The organism is Bacillus sp. EKM420B, assembly GCF_011065565.1.
Taxonomy (GTDB): domain Bacteria; phylum Bacillota; class Bacilli; order Bacillales; family Bacillaceae; genus Bacillus; species Bacillus velezensis.
In genome coordinates, this window is the sequence record NZ_JAAMNX010000083.1 from 1 (window position 1) to 206 (window position 206).

At 60.2% G+C, this 206-nt stretch carries 1 protein-coding gene; it reads right to left on the reverse strand.

Annotated elements, in window-relative coordinates; translation table 11 throughout:
• Positions 1-206: condensation domain-containing protein (locus G9F48_RS19630; RefSeq protein ID WP_165410006.1), on the reverse strand; the 206-nt coding region annotated here is incomplete at both ends.

The following is a 206-nucleotide window of genomic DNA, read 5'->3' on the forward strand; positions in this document are numbered from 1 at the left end:
GAGAATCGGTTCAAGGTCTTTGTGCGGACGCCCGGCAATCGGCGAGCCGACGATGATGTCTTCCTGCCCGCTCAATCGCGCGAGTAACGTATTGTACGCGGCGAGAAGCACCATATACAAAGTGGAGCTGTGATCCCGGGCGATGCGGTGAAGGCCGGATGCCGTTTCAGCGTCAAGCGTGCACGATACGCTGCCGCCCGCAAAGC